This window comes from Gardnerella coleohominis (assembly GCF_002896555.1).
GTDB classification, from domain to species: Bacteria; Actinomycetota; Actinomycetes; order Actinomycetales; family Bifidobacteriaceae; genus Bifidobacterium; species Bifidobacterium vaginale_F.
In genome coordinates, this window is the sequence record NZ_MNLH01000001.1 from 294,451 (window position 1) to 312,504 (window position 18,054).

Annotated in this window: 12 protein-coding genes and 2 pseudogenes; 5 read left to right on the forward strand and 9 right to left on the reverse strand. The window is 37.9% G+C overall.

All coding sequences use genetic code 11. The annotated features are described in order from the left end of the window. The first annotated feature begins 18 nt into the window (after positions 1–18). The 4 genes and pseudogenes from BFS05_RS01090 to BFS05_RS01105 form a co-directional block, all read left to right on the forward strand. Entirely contained in the window at positions 19–2,097 is a 2,079-nt protein-coding gene (locus tag BFS05_RS01090) for a sensor histidine kinase (RefSeq protein WP_258004168.1), read from the forward strand. A gap of 125 nt (positions 2,098–2,222) precedes the next feature. Beyond that, positions 2,223–2,612, forward strand: a complete 390-nt coding sequence (locus BFS05_RS01095) for a cold-shock protein (RefSeq protein ID WP_103084224.1) — start codon at positions 2,223–2,225, stop codon at positions 2,610–2,612. Between the two features lie 3 nt (positions 2,613–2,615). Continuing rightward, a pseudogene (locus BFS05_RS01100) lies at positions 2,616–3,647 on the forward strand (DUF3027 domain-containing protein); the annotation flags it as partial. Positions 3,648–3,721: 74 nt separating this feature from the next. Next, positions 3,722–6,277: pseudogene (locus BFS05_RS01105) on the forward strand (ATP-dependent Clp protease ATP-binding subunit); the annotation flags it as partial. Between the two features lie 310 nt (positions 6,278–6,587). Here BFS05_RS01105 and BFS05_RS07110 read toward each other — a convergent pair. Continuing rightward, positions 6,588–6,701: a type IIL restriction-modification enzyme MmeI gene (locus BFS05_RS07110; protein WP_374703754.1), complete on the reverse strand. Its 114-nt coding sequence runs from the start codon at positions 6,699–6,701 to the stop codon at positions 6,588–6,590. Between the two features lie 142 nt (positions 6,702–6,843). Here BFS05_RS07110 and BFS05_RS01110 point away from each other — a divergent pair, with 142 nt between their 5' ends. Further along, the gene (locus BFS05_RS01110) at positions 6,844–7,233 is read left to right on the forward strand and encodes a lipocalin-like domain-containing protein (protein ID WP_103084227.1); all 390 of its coding nucleotides are present in this window, start codon (positions 6,844–6,846) and stop codon (positions 7,231–7,233) included. 359 nt (positions 7,234–7,592) lie between these two features. Here BFS05_RS01110 and BFS05_RS01115 read toward each other — a convergent pair whose 3' ends face one another. From BFS05_RS01115 to BFS05_RS01155, 8 genes are all read right to left on the reverse strand, one after another. Then, the gene (locus BFS05_RS01115; RefSeq protein ID WP_103084228.1) at positions 7,593–8,582 is read right to left on the reverse strand and encodes an Abi family protein; all 990 of its coding nucleotides are present in this window, start codon (positions 8,580–8,582) and stop codon (positions 7,593–7,595) included. A 686-nt stretch (positions 8,583–9,268) separates the two neighbouring features. Continuing rightward, complete coding sequence (locus tag BFS05_RS06905; RefSeq protein ID WP_219726408.1) at positions 9,269–9,973, reverse strand: hypothetical protein; 705 nt, start codon at positions 9,971–9,973, stop codon at positions 9,269–9,271. Positions 9,974–9,986: 13 nt separating this feature from the next. Further along, complete coding sequence (locus tag BFS05_RS01130) at positions 9,987–12,599, reverse strand: DEAD/DEAH box helicase family protein (protein ID WP_103084229.1); 2,613 nt, start codon at positions 12,597–12,599, stop codon at positions 9,987–9,989. Positions 12,600–12,602: 3 nt separating this feature from the next. Further along, complete coding sequence (locus tag BFS05_RS01135; RefSeq protein WP_103084230.1) at positions 12,603–14,513, reverse strand: DNA methyltransferase; 1,911 nt, start codon at positions 14,511–14,513, stop codon at positions 12,603–12,605. Then, positions 14,513–14,764 carry a helix-turn-helix domain-containing protein gene (locus BFS05_RS01140; protein WP_102990835.1) on the reverse strand — a complete coding sequence of 84 codons (252 nt, stop codon included), beginning with the start codon at positions 14,762–14,764 and terminating at the stop codon, positions 14,513–14,515. The genes BFS05_RS01135 and BFS05_RS01140 overlap by 1 nt, the downstream gene beginning before the upstream one ends. A 1-nt stretch (position 14,765) precedes the next feature. After that, positions 14,766–16,403 carry a DUF2326 domain-containing protein gene (locus tag BFS05_RS01145; protein ID WP_103084231.1) on the reverse strand — a complete coding sequence of 546 codons (1,638 nt, stop codon included), beginning with the start codon at positions 16,401–16,403 and terminating at the stop codon, positions 14,766–14,768. Next, entirely contained in the window at positions 16,393–16,635 is a 243-nt protein-coding gene (locus tag BFS05_RS07115; protein WP_374703747.1) for an ABC-three component system middle component 7, read from the reverse strand. Before BFS05_RS07115 ends, BFS05_RS01145 begins: the two co-directional genes overlap by 11 nt. After that, positions 16,607–17,863, reverse strand: coding sequence for an ABC-three component system protein (locus BFS05_RS01155; protein WP_103084232.1), 1,257 nt, complete (start codon positions 17,861–17,863; stop codon positions 16,607–16,609). The genes BFS05_RS07115 and BFS05_RS01155 overlap by 29 nt, the downstream gene beginning before the upstream one ends. Positions 17,864–18,054 lie beyond the last annotated feature (191 nt).

Consider the following 18,054-nt stretch of genomic DNA (forward strand, 5'->3'; position numbering starts at 1 on the left):
TATGAGGTGCTTGTAGCTATGAAAGTTACTGAATCACTGAATAATCATGACGCAAATTCTATGTCTCAAAACTCACTAGAAATGTCTCAAGACGTTAAAAGTGCAGAATATGAATCGTCATATGAAGAACATTCTGAAAATCAGAAGGATATAGATAGCAGTAAAAATAATAGCGATAAAAATAGCTATAACGGCATCGATAACAGTAGCCATAAAGTAAATGAAGATAACAAAGATAAAAAAGATAACAAATCTAAGCAATTAGTCAAATATAATAATGGGGCTGAAAATTCTTCAGAAAAACCAAAGAAAATTGGTTGGATTCGTCGTTTCGTGCGCAAGCGCGTAGATTCTATACCTCTCAGCACTAAGCTACTTGCATGCACTTTTGTTGTTCTTACTGTAGCAGCATTTGGAATTTCACTTTCAATTCGACAACTTGTAGAAAATTATCTTATTGAAAAAACCGATACTCAGCTAACTGATCAGGCACAGCTTATTTATGACAACATTGACTTATTGCGTAGTAAGGATGGACGTCAATCAACAGTTGGCCCTAACGATTACTTCCTGCAAGTTAGAGATATTGACAACAAAATTCTTTCAACTCCACTTGTCCCACCTCTTAAGGGAGATATAACATCTATTCCAACTCTTCCTGAAGATGGTAGTTTAGAAGGGGTTTCTCCAAATAAGCCTTTTACTACTCCTGCACAAGTTAAGGGAAATCTTAAAAATGTGAGCTCAGCAACTGTGAAAACAGCTTCTGCTCCATGGCGTGTACTGGTTCTTAAATGGGGAAGAAACACTAGCGAATACAGTAGCGATACTAAACATGGATACGTTTATATAGCATTGTCTTTAAGCGACCAGATAGACACTATTAATACGCTTACACAATATTGCCTTATGGTTAGTATTACAGTAATTTTATTCGGCGTATTTATGTCAACTATTATTATTCAATCAACGCTTAAGCCGTTAAAGAGAATCGAAAAAACCGCATCTAAAATTGCTTCTGGAGATTTAAGCAAACGTGTTCAATCAGCTCCTGAGAATACGGAAATAGGCTCTTTAGCTGCATCATTAAATTCAATGCTTTCAAGAATTGAAAGAGGATTTAACGAGCAAGAGCTTATGACAGAAAAAATGAAGCGATTCGTTTCAGATGCTAGCCACGAATTAAGAACGCCTTTAGCAATTATTCACGGCTATGTAGAGCTTTACGAAATGTGGAGAAAAGTGCCAGGCTCGGACGACAAAGTCGATGATGCTATTGTTCATATTAAATCTTCTACAGAGCGAATGACCGATTTAGTTGAGGACTTGTTATCTTTGGCAAGATTTGATGAAGGTCGTGGAATAGATATTTCGCAACAAGTTAATGTTTCATCTATTATTACTGATGCTGCAAACGACTTGCACGCGCTGGATCCTATTCGCGATGTTAAATTGGGTAGTTTAGAACTCCTAGATTACTGGAAAACACATGATTCCAACAGCGTAAAATGCGAGCATAAGATTGTTTTTAGGCCTGGGAACATGCCTAAAGTTACACTGCTAGCAGATGGAGCAAGATTACAACAAGTTATGACGAATATTGTTGGAAATATACATCGTTATACTCCTATTGATTCGCCTGTTGAAATTGGAATAAGCATTATGAATGCTTCAATCGAACCAGATTCTTTGGCTCGCATGGATTCTGTTTCTGGCTCTCTTAAAGAATTCATTGAAGCTGTGGAAGTTAGTCAATCAACTGGAAGCGGCGTGTCTTATGCGGTTATACGCGTAATAGACCACGGAAAAGGCGTGCCTGAAGAATCATTGCCACACATTTTTGAACGATTCTATAGTGCTGATCCTTCTAGGGCAAGAGAAAAAGGTGGAACAGGACTGGGAATGGCTATTGTTCAATCAGTTGTTAAAGCACATCATGGTTTTATTTGCGCTTCAACATCTGCTCCATATGCTAAAAACGCAGATAACATTGTTGAGAATATTGACGATACAATGGATGGAAAGAATAAATTAGATTTATCGGATGCACATGGTTTAACACTTACTATTGTGCTTCCTGTAAAAGTGAGTGAATGAAAAAATAACTATTATGTGCCCATAATTTTATGATGCGCTACAATAGAACGGGTGTGCATTTATCAGATTGATTATGCGCAAACTTTTACATTAATAACTATGTCATTGATTGAGTGAGGTGTGTTATGCCCAATGGGCGTATTCGTTGGTACGATACACAAAAGGGCTACGGCTTTATTGCCAGTGATGATGGCAAGGACGTTTTCCTACCATCTACCGCTGTACCAGCTGATGTGAAAACTCTTCGCAAAGGAACTCGCGTAGAATTTTCAGTAGTAGAAGGTCGTAAAGGCCCACAAGCAATGGGTTTGACTGTATTAGCATCTGCACCATCATTGGTAAAGGCTACTAGACCTAAAGCAGAAGATATGGCAGCTATTGTAGAAGATTTAATTAAGCTTCTTGATTCTGCAGGAAATGGATTACGCAGAAAGCACTACCCATCAACGGCTGAAAGTAAAAAACTTGCTACATTGCTTAGAGCTGTAGCAGATAATTTTGACGTGCAGGATTAATTTATGTCAGTTGACGTATTAAATCCGCAGGATTTGGCTTACAAAAATGCTGTGGAAACTTCAGAACGTGATGATGCAGTTGGAGATTTTGTAACTGCTATAGATCTTGGCGACAATGTTACAGATTATCGCTTTGAATGCACTATGCGCGGTTACGAAGGATGGCAATGGTCTGTCACGTTATACCATGACGAAGAAGCAGAGCGTTGGACCATTAATGAATCTACGCTTGTGCCTACGGAGGATTCATTATTACCTCCAGTTTGGATTCCTTGGAAAGACAGATTAAAGCCATCTGATCTTTCTGTTACTGATTCTATTGGTACAGAAGAAAACGATTCGCGTCTTGAAAATGGTGTATCTGAAGTTGAGGATAAATCAGAGCTTGAGGATAAATCAGAGAATTCTGACTCAGAGGCTTCAGAAAATAATGTAACTTCTGAAAACACGGATGCTGCTGATGCTAATGCTAATGAAGCTAACGAGGCTTCTAAAGCAAATGAAGCTGCTAAATCTAGCGAAGAATCTGAGGAATCTGAGGAATCTAAAGAATCTGAAGAATCTGAATCTAGTGAATCTTACGAATCTAATGAAGATTTCGAAGACGCAGTAGAAGCATTTCATCTTTCGCGCAGAAAGGTAATGACTGCTGAAGCAATAGCACAGACAGCAAAACGTTGGTATTCAGGGCAACATGGACCTAAATCATTATCGACTAGAATTGCAGAAGGTAATGCTTGTTCAACATGCGGATTTATGATTCCACTTGCAGGTGCTCTTGGAAATATGTTCGGAGTATGCGCAAACGCTTGGAGTCCTGACGACGGCAAGGTTGTTTCTCTTGATCATGGATGCGGAGAACATTCAGATATTGAACCTCCTGAACCATCTCAGATATGGATTCAATCAGAACCAGCTTATGACGATTATCATATTGATGTTATAGAGCAATCTCCTCGTGAAGAACGTGCTGATGTTGAACTAATTGAAGAAGCTATTGAAGATAGTAAAGAAAATAAGCGTAAAAAACGCAAAACATCATCAAAACGTTAGTAATGAGTCATGGCAAGTCGTTACGATGGAACGAACGATAGTAATGAAAGGCAATTATGTTTGAACGTTTCACTGACCGCGCTAGACGCGTAATTGTGTTAGCGCAAGAGGAAGCTCGCTCACTTCAGCATAATTACATTGGCACTGAGCATATTTTGCTTGGACTTATTCGCGAAGGCGAAGGAATAGCAGCTAAAGCGTTAAGTGCAAAAGGTGTAGAACTTGATGGCACACGTAAACAAGTTGAGGAAATGATTGGCAAGGGGACTGTGTCTCCTAATGGCCATATACCTTTTACACCGCATGCTAAGCAAGTATTAGAGCTGAGCTTACGCGAAGCATTGCAATTAGGTCATAGCTATATTGGCACTGAGCATATTTTGCTTGGACTTATTCGCGAAGGCGAAGGCATAGGAACACAAGTTCTTATCAAAATGGAAGTTGATCTTAATGACCTTCGCGGAACAACAATGGATTTGATTCGCGGAAATTCAGGAATACCATCTGAAAGTGGTAAGAATGATTTAGCTAATGCAGGTGGGGTACAAGATAAAACAAATCAAACTGGTTCTGCTCTTCTTGACCAGTTTGGAAGAAATCTCACTGTTGAAGCTTCTGAAGGTAGGCTTGATCCTGTTATTGGTCGTTCGCGTGAAATAGAACGAGTTATGGTGGTTCTTTCTCGTAGAACAAAAAACAATCCTGTTCTTATAGGAGACCCAGGCGTAGGCAAAACAGCTGTAGTTGAAGGATTAGCTCAAAAAATCGTTGCGGGCGATGTTCCTGAAACATTAAAAAATAAGCAAGTATATTCTCTCGACTTAGGCTCCATGATTGCAGGTTCCAGATATCGCGGTGATTTCGAGGAACGCTTAAAGAAAGTACTTAAAGAAATCAAAACTAGGGGAGACATCGTTCTTTTCATAGATGAGATTCACACTATTGTTGGCGCAGGATCTGCAGATGGTGCTTTAGGCGCTTCTGATATGTTAAAGCCAATGCTTGCGCGTGGAGAACTACAAACGATTGGCGCTACTACAACTGAGGAATATCGCAAATACATTGAAAAAGATGCTGCTTTAGAGCGTCGTTTCCAGCCAATTCAGGTTCATGAGCCTACTATTGCTGAAGCGATTGAGATTCTTAAAGGTCTGCGCGAGCGTTATGAAAATCACCATCATGTAACTATTACAGATGATGCTTTGCAGGCTGCAGCTGAAATGTCTGCGCGATATATTCAAGATCGTCATTTACCAGATAAGGCTATTGATCTTATAGATGAAGCTGGAGCACGTTTACGCATTAAGCGTTTAACTGAACCGCCTGAGCTGAAAGAACTTGATAATAAGATTGCTAAACTTTCTGCGAAGAAAGATGAAGCTATTAAGAATCAAGATTTTGAGAACGCTGCTGATTTGCGAGATGAACAAGAAAAGTTAGAAGAAGATCGCAAAACTAAAGAAAAAGCTTGGCGCGAAGGCGAATCAAACGTGAATATGGTTGTGGATGAAGATGTTATAGCATCTGTTGTCTCAAGCACAACTGGCATTCCTGTTGTTAAGCTCACTCAAGCTGAGTCTAAAAAGCTTCTCAACATGGAATCAGAACTCCATAAGCGTATTATTGGACAAGATGAGGCTGTTTCAGCTCTATCTCGTTCTATTCGCCGTGCTCGAGTAGGTTTGAAGGATCCAAATCGTCCTGCTGGTTCGTTTATCTTCGCTGGCCCTACTGGGGTTGGTAAAACAGAACTTGCTAAGACTTTAGCCCAATTCTTGTTCGATGACGAAAATGCTTTAATTCGCGTTGACATGTCTGAATTTGCTGAAAAGTATGCTGCTTCACGTCTTTTCGGTGCTCCTCCAGGATACGTTGGATATGAAGAAGGCGGCGAATTAACTGAGAAAGTTCGCAGAAAGCCATTCTCTGTTGTATTATTCGATGAAATCGAAAAGGCTCATCCAGATATCTTCAATACACTTTTACAAGTGCTTGATGATGGTCATTTGACCGATGGACAGGGCCGTAAGGTTGATTTCAAGAATACTATTATTATCTTGACAACTAATCTTGGAACTAGAGATATAGCTAAAGCTGCTACTACTGGATTCACATTAAGTAATAATGACGATTCTACGTATCAGCGCATGAAGCTTCAGGTTAATTCCGAATTAAAGAAGCATTTCCGTCCAGAGTTTCTTAACAGACTTGATGACACTATTGTTTTCAGGCAGCTTACTGAATCTGAAGTTCGTAAGATTGTTGACTTAGATTTGGAAAGCCTTAACGATAGATTATTCGATCATCACATGTCTATTGAGCTCACTGATAACGCTAAGACTTTACTTACTCAAAAGGGATTTGATCCACTTCTTGGAGCTCGTCCTTTGCGTAGAGTTATACAGCGCGATATTGAGGATTCAATCTCTGAGCAGATTCTGCGCGGAAATCTTGTTGACGGAGAGCGCATAGTAGTTGATTCTGAAGGCGAAGGATTGCTAGGGGAATTCACTATTAAAGGCGAAAAGTTCGAGACAATCGATACAGCTGTAGCTAGTAATCCAGCTAAGGATACTAATGGAGCTGATTCGTCTGAAGCTGTTGATTCTTCGTCGGATTCGTCGGGTTCTTCTTCGCTGGATTCTTCTTCGTTGGAGTCTTCGGATTCGTCTTCGCTGGATTCGTCTGAAGCTACTGAAGATAGTAAATCAGAAGATAATAAATCTGAGGATAGCGCAGATAAAGAAGATAACAGCAAAGAATAAGTAAAGCTACGCAATAGCTAAACATGCACACACTAAAAGCCCGGCGCGCAAACCCGTCGGGCTTTTCTATTGGTTTTTATACTGTGATTTTATACTGTGATTTTATATTGGTTTTTGTGAATTAACCCTGGTTTTTATATCTCAATTTTAGTCATATCTAACTCGTCGCGAGCTCCTCGTGAACTTTGCGCAAATCTTGAGGCATGCACATTGGATCATACAAGTCTGCTAAAGAAGATTTGCGAGTGTAATTTGCGCTTTTCCCCTTGATTTAGCGTTGTTCAACGAAGGCTATCGTTAAAAGATTTAGCGCGCTGCGACTTTAAGCTGTGTTCCTATAGTACTTGAGTGTAATTATTGACGACTAGTAAATGAATACATATTATATAAATAACACTTAGGAGGGCATGAATATGAAAAAAGTAATTTGCAAATTCTCATCCTCGGCTTTAATTATGATGCTATTGCTGAGTTTTTGCGTTTCATTAGCAGGTTGTGGTAGTTCATCGAAAGTTGCAGGAACTTGGTATAACTATAATCCAGATCACGACTATGCAAATCCTGAGCGTATTTTAAAAATAAAAGATGACGGTACATACACATATACGAATAATGACGGCACATTTTCTGGAAGTTGGAAGCTCAGTGATTCTGTAATTACATTTACTGCGGATTCTTCTAAATATACTTCTTCTGGTGTTTTCTCAGATACGCACGACAACAAAAAAGGGAACTTCATAACAGTAAGCATAGATCCAGGTAAAAAGGATACTGTCGGCGAATTCGTTTTTGAACGACAATGATTTTATCCTTCGTATTTTTATTCTCCTATAGAATATATAATTCTTACAAATATTGAGCAATTTGCAGATTTTACTTGACTTTTTACATGCTTTTTCCATTGTGGGTGCAACTATATGCGTGCTCAGCAGTAGTGCACTACGTTAGTGCGCTATATTCATCAGCTTAGCTTTACGCACCTTGGATCTATAACCCTTAATCTATAACACCACTTTTGGGGCTATAACACGCTATTCCTATTCAACGGCTCAAAATAAAAAAGAGGGAGCCGAAACTATGTCAGCTCCCACAGGTGTGTGTCCGCAAACGCACACCGCAATTACATTTTCATTGTAACTTATAGTGCGTAAAAAGCTAATTATCAAATATAATCTTTTAACTTTGTCATCCTTTTCTTCCAATCTTTCTTAATAACCGCTTTTACAACGTTTACATTACTTTTGGAAACAGAATTTATATAATCTGAAGTTATTTTTTCATATTCATTAATAAAAGACTTTATTTCTATTTTAGAAACATGAAGAATTTTTAGAAAATACGACACAAGAACAATGTAATCACCAATACTATTGAAATTAACATAGGGTAAATGAATCTCATTAATCAAACAAGCTGTCATAGGACGAGACGGTTTCGCTTTTTTAAAACGCGTATCGAAAATAGCAGAATTATGAGCAATTGCATTCCTTAAATCTTTTAACAGATAAATATATTTATAAACAAGCTCACGATTTGTATCAGATGACAAGTTCAATCCAATTTTCTTAGAAATATCTTCTCTAACCTCATATGTAAGACACGACAGAATATTTCCGAAATCTCCAAGCATTGTTATTTCGAATAATGCCCAGATTGGAACATCTGCATATTTATCATAAAAATGCGTAATTTTGGGATCTTTATTCTTATATGCACGCGCAAGATTACGTTGGATAGAATTTTGTAAATCTAATTTCTTTTGTTGAGCTTTTCTTTTTTGATCATTGGTAAAATTTTTTGGAGAATTATTTGCGCCACTAACTGATTTGGTCAGCATAGCTTGGATACTTTCCGAACGACTTTTCCTAAGTATGCACTCCATTGCTATATTTTTTACAGCTGTTTCTATGAACATAATTTTTCCATAGAAAAGTGACTTCAACTCTGAATCATATTTTATCGTTGCATACACTTCGTTATATGAAGAAAATGGTATTTGATGCCTACTTTGTGTATCGCTAAAAAAACGATAACCTTTATATCCATGAAAATAGCCAGTATTTATTAGTTGTCTTTTTTGCGCAGTACCAGAAATCATTACGCCACTATCCCTAAGATGTCGCATTAAAGAATCAACTGTTTTATAAGACATTACGTGCATTCCCCTTCTCTGCATTTTTACTTTAAAGTAAAATTTATTTTTACAATTTTACTACGCACGCTTGAAAGTTAGAAAGATGTGATTGAATATTCGTATTAGGCTATTTTGCGTACTTAGTGAAGGCTATCGTTAAAAGGTTTAATGCGAAGCGCGGCTTTAAGCTGGGTTCTCGCGGTTTTTGAACGTGTTTTGGCTGTTTGAGGGAACATGTCAACGCTCTAGGGTCGAGTGCACAGGATGTTAACGTACTTCGCTTGCGTTGAAAGCACACTGTGCTTTCAACTTTGAGCAAGCTCAGCGAATCGAAGTGCATTCGCGCGCATTATGCAGCTCGAAATCGTCGACTCACACGCAGGTTAGCTGCGCTCACGTCTTCGCCACGCAGAAGCAGTGCTTCTTCCTTGAGTGGCTCAGCGCTCCGAATTACCTTTTCGCGCTACGCTCTAAGCGAAAAGGCAGGTCGTCGCGCACGGCTATTAGTAGCCGTTCGGCTGATTTGGCATGTAAAGTCCACTGGACTTTACATTTGAGCCAAATCACGCTTTGAAGGAGCTTGAAATGCGTTATGCAATTTCAAGCTCTGTCAAAGCGCCCATGCAAGTCGATTCGCCACTTTGCACCCACCTGTTTATGTGGGGAAGTGTTGATTAAGAATGTTGCGGTGGGATTCTTTTTATTCACATGTTCGGCTTAAACTTAAAACCTTTATAGCTGCTCTTGGAAAGATTGAAAGTGTTTCCATGTTGCCTACGTGCAACTAACTCAGTTATTTTATCTATGTCAGTTAATTTCATTCCAAGATGCAAACATTCCTGTTTGATTTGTTCAGTAGTAACCGCCTCCCATCGTGCAGGACATTCCATAAGGTCAGATTTCAGTTGTTCAACTTCGTTCCATTTCATACCTTGAGAATATCCATCAGCCATACCAGCGAGATAAGATAAGATGTCACTAATTCCATTCGGTAATTTACCGAGTTCAAAATCATCGGTAGATGTTGGTTCAACTATTTTGTTGGGTAGAAGAATGATAGGTTTAGCTATCGTCATCCAATCTTTATCTTCACCACATTCAATAACTGCTAAGGCATCTAACTGAGAGTTCCATAAATTACTTAGTCTTTCACGATTTGGAAATGCATATAATACACGACCAGTAAGGTATTGACCGTCATTTTCTCGCCACGAGTAGTAATTAACATTTACATTTTGGACGAAGCGTTTTATAGATTCATTGTCCAAACGTTTGCTAGGCGTTATTACAGTAATATTGCCACCAGATTGTTTGCGTAGCCAAGTGATTGCTCTCTCAGCTTGTTTTTCTTCCGTATCATCTTGATCACCTAAGCGAGAAAGAGCAACTGGATAAGTATTTTCTATCACTACTATTACCTCACTATAATTTTGACACTAAATCGTTTAGTGCTTTGTCGAATTCAGACATTCTGTTTTCTTGATTAAAGAATGGAAGACCTATAATCTTGTATCCTCTTCCTAAAATATCGTTAATCTTGTAGTTGTTCTCAATCTGCCCTAAGAATTTTTCTTTCCACTCATCTTCAAATAAAAGTTGACTACCTTTAGGCTCAACATATGCTTGATATGTTTTAACATCCTCATACTCTTTCTCACGAATAAAGAGCAAGAAATCAGGCTCAAAACGTTCGCCTGAATCAAACGAATAAATGGCAAGCTCAGGGATTCTCTCATTCCTAATAAGATAGTATTCAAGTCCTTTTGCTTTAAGCTTTGGCTCAATAGTTGACTTAAAATATTTTACTAACAGTTTTTCTTCGCTCGTACCATAATTGTCTGTAAAAACGTACCAAGGTTCATCTACAAGATTCATGCGATAATCAGCGTTAGCGCAGTTGTTTTGCGAGTCACCATGACCACCGTCTTCAGTAATTGAATTAAGCGATATCTTTTTGTCATGTAAAACATTTTTAAGCATGTGCGGCTTAAACACAGTACTTCCAACAAACTCTTGTTTAATAGTCGCAATATATGATGCGATTTGCGAAAAAGCTTTCTTACAAGCTTCAAATAAATCTTTACCGCTTATACTATCTTGAGTTTGCGTAATCTCTAAAATAGAGTTTCCAAGATAATTATCCGAGGTTAAAAACTCTTTTAATGAAGTAACATTAGGATATTTATCTTTTATAACATTAAAGCAGAGTTCTGGGTAGCAGGATGCTGCGCCAGATAAAATATTATAATCAATATCCTTAAAAGATTTCGATACTGGTTTTGCAATTAAATTATTAACATTCTCAGTTTCACCAAAAAGGTTTACTACTTTCCCGTATACAGATTTTTGCGAGTAACGGTATATTTTTGTTTTCAAGCTATCTTCAATAGTTGTGATATTCGCACGACCTCGAGGCAAGCGTTCATTAGAGTAGACGTATGATCTTTGGTAAAATTCAGAAGTCTTAAAATCTTCTTTAAGCGTATATTCACGAGTAATCGGGTTTTCTGCTTGTAAACCAGTTGCAATAAGTGCCTGTTTTAGCTCAGCAATGTAGCTTGAATCGTTCAGACTATGGAAAAGCATTGTTTCCAGAATACGATAATCGTTCGTAAGATCACCATCAAACTTACGCTTATATTTAAGGTCTTTGTCGCCTTCATATACGAATGGACAGTAGCGTGCTCCACGACCAATCAGTTGAGCCTCTTTAATCGTATAGGAGCCAATCTGATCTGCTTTACCACTGCCTTGTCTACTATCATACAAGCGCACAATATCGAAGAGATTTAGAACATCCCAGCCTTCATTGAGCATGTCAACAGCAAAAATAAGGCGGATGTGATTATCCTTGTCTTCGAGTGAGTTCACTTTAATTTGGTTAGCATCGTTATCGTCTGAAGATCCGTTCATGATGATTGTGTTATCTTCAGCAAAAGAGTTCTTAAGGCTATGCTCCAAGTTTTCGAGAGTGTCATCTTTTTCTTCAAAATAAGCTATAGCCTTAGAAAGAAGCGGAATGTTAGCACTGCGTAAAGCCATAATCTCATAGCTTGTAAGTTCCTCTAATTTTTTGAAAAACTCGTCATGGAAAGCTTCAGACTCTTTAATCTTTTGCGACTTAAGCATAATAACTGGTTTAATATTCAGTTTTAAGTCCGCAAAAAGATAACGACGATATTCACTTAAGATAAGAGCTATAAGTGTACGATCCCAGAGATTCGTATCAGTCGCAAAATTCTGGAAGTCTTTAGTGTAACCACTTTCACGGAATCGCTCCAGTGGATAATTGTATACGATTTTATCAGCATATTTTGCAAGCACGTTTTTATCTTTAAGATCAGCTGTAGCTGTAAATTCCAGTAGAACACTGTCTTTATTAGAAGTAAAAGCATTATTAACTGTGTATTCCCAGCTTTTCTCAGCATCTTCTTCAGTACTAGTCTTTTTCTTCGTATAAGAATTAATATGATGGCTTTCGTCCGAAATAAAAACGATTTTATCATTCTCAAAATCAGTATATGTTGGCGCGTTTTCTTTAGCAAACCACATATCCGTATGTAGCTTTTGAGTGGTAGTAAACAGCAGCTCAATATCATCATCTAGAACCGTATCACTAAACCGGTCTACTTTTTTCACTTTAATCTTCATACCAAGATAGGAAAGATTATCAGCAAAAAGATACTTCGATGAAAGCGCGTTCAAAAAGTTTTCTTCCGTCTTTTTCAAAATATTCGTTTGATTCACAAAGAAAAGAAACTTACGATAACCTTTTGTGTAAAGATAGAGGATAAGCCCTGCCATCATCACCGTTTTACCAGAGCCTGTTGCCATGTGAAAAAGAGTATGAATCTGCTTATTCTTACGCAAACCATCTTTTTCAAAATAGGTAACGAAATATTGGAAAGCCTCTTTTTGATACTCTCGCAAAACAATATTTTGAGATAAACTATGCTCAATAATATCTGGCATAGGCGCAAGCTCATTAATCTCTTTAAGCGTATCAAGTTTTTCGTATAAGAATGATTCAGCCATGGATCAAGCCTCCTCATAGAAAGACTTCGTAAAGGCTTTATCGGCATCACTGATTTGATAACTTTCATCATCCATATCTGAAGCATTAACGTACAGCTTGTTCTTATCTACAAGCTTGATGAGTGCCTGTTTCTTTTCTTCTAACGTTAGGTTCTCAAAGTCTTTATCTGCATCCGCGAGTTCCTGCTTGGTAAGATAAGGCACAATACGCTCATCTGCGTAAATAGTAGCTTTTACGCTTTCAATAGTATCTTCAGTCGCATTTTGAATAGTGGTAATAAGCGTGTTCGCGTCTTCTTTAAGCTCGCAATAAACGAAAGAGCCGCCACCATGCCAGTTTTGAACTTTAGAAATACCGCCTTGTTCGCCTTCAAGAACTTTCTTCAAACGTTCAACAGTTATGTCTTGAATGTAATCCATTTGTTCAACACCAATATATCGGCGGCCCATTTTATGAGAAACCGCAGCAGTGGTGCCAGAGCCAAGATGGAAGTCAAGGACGAGGTCTCCTTCGTTGGTACCAAGAGTTAAGATTCGCTCAATTAAACGTTCGGGCTTTGGAGTTCCAAACACTGAAATAGAATTAATAGCTTTAACTTCTTTCATAGCATCTTGGTTATGACCAACCTCGGTGTATTTCCATATTGTCATTGAAGTCATACCTTGTTTGACCTCAGATAAAAAGCGCTTAATACGTGGCGTATTGTTGCCGTCTTTACCGAACCAGATGCGGTTATCTGCGACAAATTCTGCAAAACGCTCTTTGCTTAATACCCAGCTTCTTCCTTTAGGCGGATTAACCACTCTTCCTGATGGTGTAATAATCGGATAGTCAGAATTTGCTGAATAGGTTTTAACTGACAAGTTGTCAGATTGCCAATCTCCTCGCGGATCATTATCAGGGTTTTTATAACGCACATCCATCTCTGCATTTCTATGTAACAAATTTGGACGCCAAATGTCTTTATTCTTTGCGTAGAGCAAAATAAAGTCATGATTATCAGAAAGCCATTTTGCATCATTTTGAGGAGCATATTTTTTTTCCCAAATTACAGTGTTAACAAAGTTATCACGATTAAATATGTCATCTATTAAAACCTTAAGATAATGGCTTTCATGATCGTCACAAGATATCCAAATTGTACCATCTTCTCTTAGTAGTCTTCTCGCAAGTTCCAGCCTATTTTTCATAAATGTTAGCCATGTGGAATGGTTGAACGAGTCGTTGTAGTTAAAGCTGTCATTGCCAGTGTTATAAGGTGGATCAATATATATGCATTTTACTTTGCCTTCGTAGCGTTTAAGCAGGCTTGCTAATGCAATAAGGTTGTTTCCTTTGATAATTAAATTATCATCATCGTTAAGCGTGATACCTGTTTCTTCTTCAACGTGAATTGTATTAGGGTCTAGTTCTCCAGTTAAATCTTTTTCACCAACGGAGGTGTAACGTTTTGCATTCGTGAATACTTTAGGTGCAAGCATGCGCGAAATCTCGTCACTCGCTATTGTTTCGTTGTAGAAAATCTCGCTTCGTTTTTGGTCGTCTTTATCTTGACCGCCTTCCAGCACGCAATCCTTGTAAGGGAAGTCGAGCACAACATCGTTTGTTTGCGAGATAAAATTACCGTTATGCGTAAGCCCAATTTTGTTTGTGTAAGCCGTGTAAGAGTCAGGCAAGAATTCCTTTGATTCCATGAACCAAGCAAACTTTTGCTTATCGAAAACGAGTGTGCCTTGAACGTTTTTGAAGAAGGTTTCTTTTACGTCTTCGTTTGAGAGGAGAAGGGTGAGCAAATTCTCACTCATTGCCATAACATCACTGTACACAGCAGCTTTAAGAAGCTTACCATCTTCGGCTTTGTATTTATCGTTTGTAAGTAGTAAGTCTGCTACCGTGTCAAAAATGTTCTTCATCACTTCACCTCATTGTTCTTTACCTGTTTTACTTCGCAAATGTCTTTGATGTCGCATTCCAAGTATTGACAGATGCGTAGTAGTGTCTCTGTATTCACGTTTTCACCTTTGCTAATTCTAGCTATGGAAGCTGATGATATTCCAGCATCACGTTTTAAGTCCTCTTTCTTTTTCTGCCTATCAATAAGCAGCTTCCACAAATGCGTGTAATCAAGTTCAATCTGTAACTGTTTTTTGTTAGTGTTTGTCATATTATTTCTTTCCCCACTCTTTTCCAAATAATGCTTCTTCGTTACTGTCAAGGCGTAGGCATCTGCTGTTTTTTATAATCTCTTTTGCATTACCGTTGTATTTGTCAATTTCATCAAGCGCGATGAAGATTTGCTTATTTTTAATCGCGTTATAGTGTGCGAGTATTCGATTTACTGCTTCTGTTTCTATTTGCTTAAACAGGAAAGAGTCCTCCATTATAACAGGCAGTTTTGAATGCTCTAACAACGCAAGATCGAAACTTAAAAGACTTCTATAACCTGAACCAGTACCAGTATCATCAGCAATCGCATAACTATACGAATCAATATTTTTCAGACTAAGTTTTGGAGGATTCCTTTTCTCATCAGTAAAACTTTCATCAACCTTTTTCAAGTAATTATTAATTGACTTTTCTATTTGATTAAGAAGATTTTTTGTGGTTTCTTCTACGATACCTTGAGTCTTTTTGAGAGTTTCCCTATTTTCTTCCTTTACCAAATAGTTTTTGTTCGCATTCTGAAGACTTGAAATTTCAGCTTTTAACTCATGATATGTTTGAGCAGTTGCTGCCGTAATGCTAGGAGCAGTAGTGATATTAATTATTTGCTCATCTAGGTGGTTGAGCCTGACGTTAACGATTCTCAATTTTTCTCTAGTAGCTTTGATCTCATCAGTTACTTGCTTAGTGAGCAGTTTCTTAATGCCCGCATGAAAACCTTCAATTTTAGTAAGATAATCAATGTCCAATTCAGGTACAAACTCTTTTAATTGTTCAAAGTCTGCTTTATTAAAACGTTCACTTCCAATAGCATGATTATTAATGAGAGCGTTTAACCGATTAGTTAAAATGGTTCGTTGCCTGTATATAGGTGTTTGTTCTCGTTTTAACTCAGCGACAATTTTTGCTTGTTCCTCGGTTAATTCTGATGGTAACTTTTCTCCAAAAGAATTCTGAACCTCTTTTAGTTGTTCTTCTAATTCCTGGATTTTTTTAGCGTTGTTTTCAAAATCATTCTTACTAGAAGCAATATTCAACTGATAAACAGAAGATGCTGTTTTGGCTGCAGCGAGCGCATTTCTAGCGTTTTCTTCGTTTTCTAACGCATTTTTTACAGGAATTAACATATCAAAAAGAGCTAGCAGTCTAACAATGCCGCTGCGATGAGTGTCTGTCCTATGTCTTGACAGCGGAAGTGTGGGCTTGTCGTTATCTCTTTGCCAGATTCTAAATGTTGGGCTTACTGCGTCACGCCAGCTAATTCCTATTGAGTCTATTTCGTATGCGTGGGATAGCATTTCGCGATAGTCTCTGATTGACATAGAGTTCAACGGTTGATAATTTTCATTGCAGCCTAATACCTCATTATGATCTTTTGTTCCACGAATGTAGTAGTGCTTTTTACCGTTGAAGTTAAAAGCGAAACTGAAACTATGATCGCCTATATGGGTTTTAACGTCTTTGGAAAGGTTTAAGTAGTCATCTCCACCAAAAACGAAATCTAGAATCATTAGGAATGTGCTTTTGCCGATAGAGTTTGTAGCACCTTCAGTGCCGAGCACAACGTTAAGGCCACTATTAAATCTAATCGGCTGTGGAGCGCTTTCCTTAAATTTGTCACAATATAATTCAGTTAACACGATACAAAACCCCCAGTTTTTCGTCTAATTTAATCTTTCCTAAAGCATATAAGCAAATAAGTGTGTCAATATACTCATCTGTGGATGGTCGTTTATTTAGAGGAATTTTTGTGTAAAGACTCAACGGAGTGTATTGATGACCACTTAAAGCCGTTAGTACTGGTACGAAATATGAAAAAGTGGATTTTTCAAAAGGAACAGCCTTACTCGGATACTTCACCAAACACCTCACAGTTCTGTACAAAGAATGCTGTAATAACTAAAGCTTCCTGCGAATTTTCAGGTACTCCAGCGTGCCTTGCAATCCAGTTTTTAATACCGTAAAAAATTTGCCGCTGATCGTCAGTTTTTTCAGCCACTTCTTTGTAACAAGAAGATACTTGATCACAAATTTTGCTAAAGCGTTTAGTAGAGCCATTATCAAGACTTTCAAAAACAGATCGTACATAAAAGTAGTACGCGTCAGCTAATGATTTAATTGAGTCTGCCAGCACCCATTCTTCTTTTTTGATTTTTTGCGTAACCTTCTTCGGACTCCAGTTTTCAGGTCTATTCTTCTTTAATGTCTCATCCTTCGGTTTTTCTACGAGCTCATTAAGAACATCTTTTATTTGAGAAGCGAGATTATTATTTTCAAAAACCTGTTCGATTTCTTGCTTCAACATGTAGTCTTTATAAATTTTTCTCAGCTTTTCCCAGCTTTCCGGCTCTGAACCACCTTTTCCTTTTTTATAGTTTTCTTTTCGATAGCAAGTGACACAAATCAGTATTCGTTCCATTTCATTAGAATCGGGTGTTTCAGAAAACTCAACAGGATCATAGAGAGCAGTAGTACTTGTTCCATAACCAATCGTTAAATTATTGGTATGGCAAATAGGGCAAGTGTTATCTGAAATGTGAATGAGCCATCCATCATTAGAATCTAAATCAACAGACCTTAGCTTATTTTTCAAACAGCACGCATATAGAAATGTGTTTGAAAGGAATTGAGCTAGAGTTTCTTTTTTGCATAGTAAAAGCAATTCATTCTTTTGTGCCGCAGAAACCTCGGGATCATCTTGAATAAGGTCATGCATTTCTTGGAGGAGGTCATTGACTTTATATTCTATGAGTTCTTTTTCTATATCTTTAAATTCAGCAAGCGCAGCATCGTCTAAATCGCCTTCTTGGATTCGTTTCACTATTACCGCATTCACTTCGACCGTTTGATTTATAAGCTTACTGGCAACACTATCATCGATGAAGAGAACTTTACCTTTGCGATCAGTAATATCATCCCTATCAATTAACCAGGATAACAATCTTAATACTGTGTAATGCTGCCCAGCCATACTTTGCGTAGGAATCGTTTTATTTGTAGGCGTTAACGTAGTACCAACATGGTTATTCCACCAAGAAAGCTGTTCTTTTAGAGCACGTTGCATCGTAGCTGCAAATGTTCCAAAACAAAGCTGAGTCATATCTTTCCTCCTTCCGTACGCAAAATTTGAAAGTCTGCAACAAGACTCCAACAAGTCTCCGCTAAAGCCAATCGAAATCAGATTTTAGATAATTTAATTAACGAAACGGAGAGCTGTATTCGTGCATAAAGCACATCTTTATTATACACGAATTGCTCTTAAAAGAGAACCTTTCGTTTCGTAAAAAGACG

Bases quoted from the DNA above. Each gene is read 5' to 3' on its own strand.
- BFS05_RS01140 (WP_102990835.1), bottom strand. From the start codon at position 14,764: ATGACAAACACTAACAAAAAACAGTTACAGATTGAACTTGATTACACG.
- BFS05_RS01095 (WP_103084224.1), top strand. From the start codon at position 2,223: ATGCCCAATGGGCGTATTCGTTGGTACGATACACAAAAGGGCTACGGC.
- BFS05_RS01130 (WP_103084229.1), bottom strand. From the start codon at position 12,599: ATGGCTGAATCATTCTTATACGAAAAACTTGATACGCTTAAAGAGATT.
- BFS05_RS01090 (WP_258004168.1), top strand. From the start codon at position 19: ATGAAAGTTACTGAATCACTGAATAATCATGACGCAAATTCTATGTCT.
- BFS05_RS01115 (WP_103084228.1), bottom strand. From the start codon at position 8,582: ATGTCTTATAAAACAGTTGATTCTTTAATGCGACATCTTAGGGATAGT.
- BFS05_RS01135 (WP_103084230.1), bottom strand. From the start codon at position 14,513: ATGAAGAACATTTTTGACACGGTAGCAGACTTACTACTTACAAACGAT.
- BFS05_RS01155 (WP_103084232.1), bottom strand. From the start codon at position 17,863: ATGACTCAGCTTTGTTTTGGAACATTTGCAGCTACGATGCAACGTGCT.
- BFS05_RS01110 (WP_103084227.1), top strand. From the start codon at position 6,844: ATGAAAAAAGTAATTTGCAAATTCTCATCCTCGGCTTTAATTATGATG.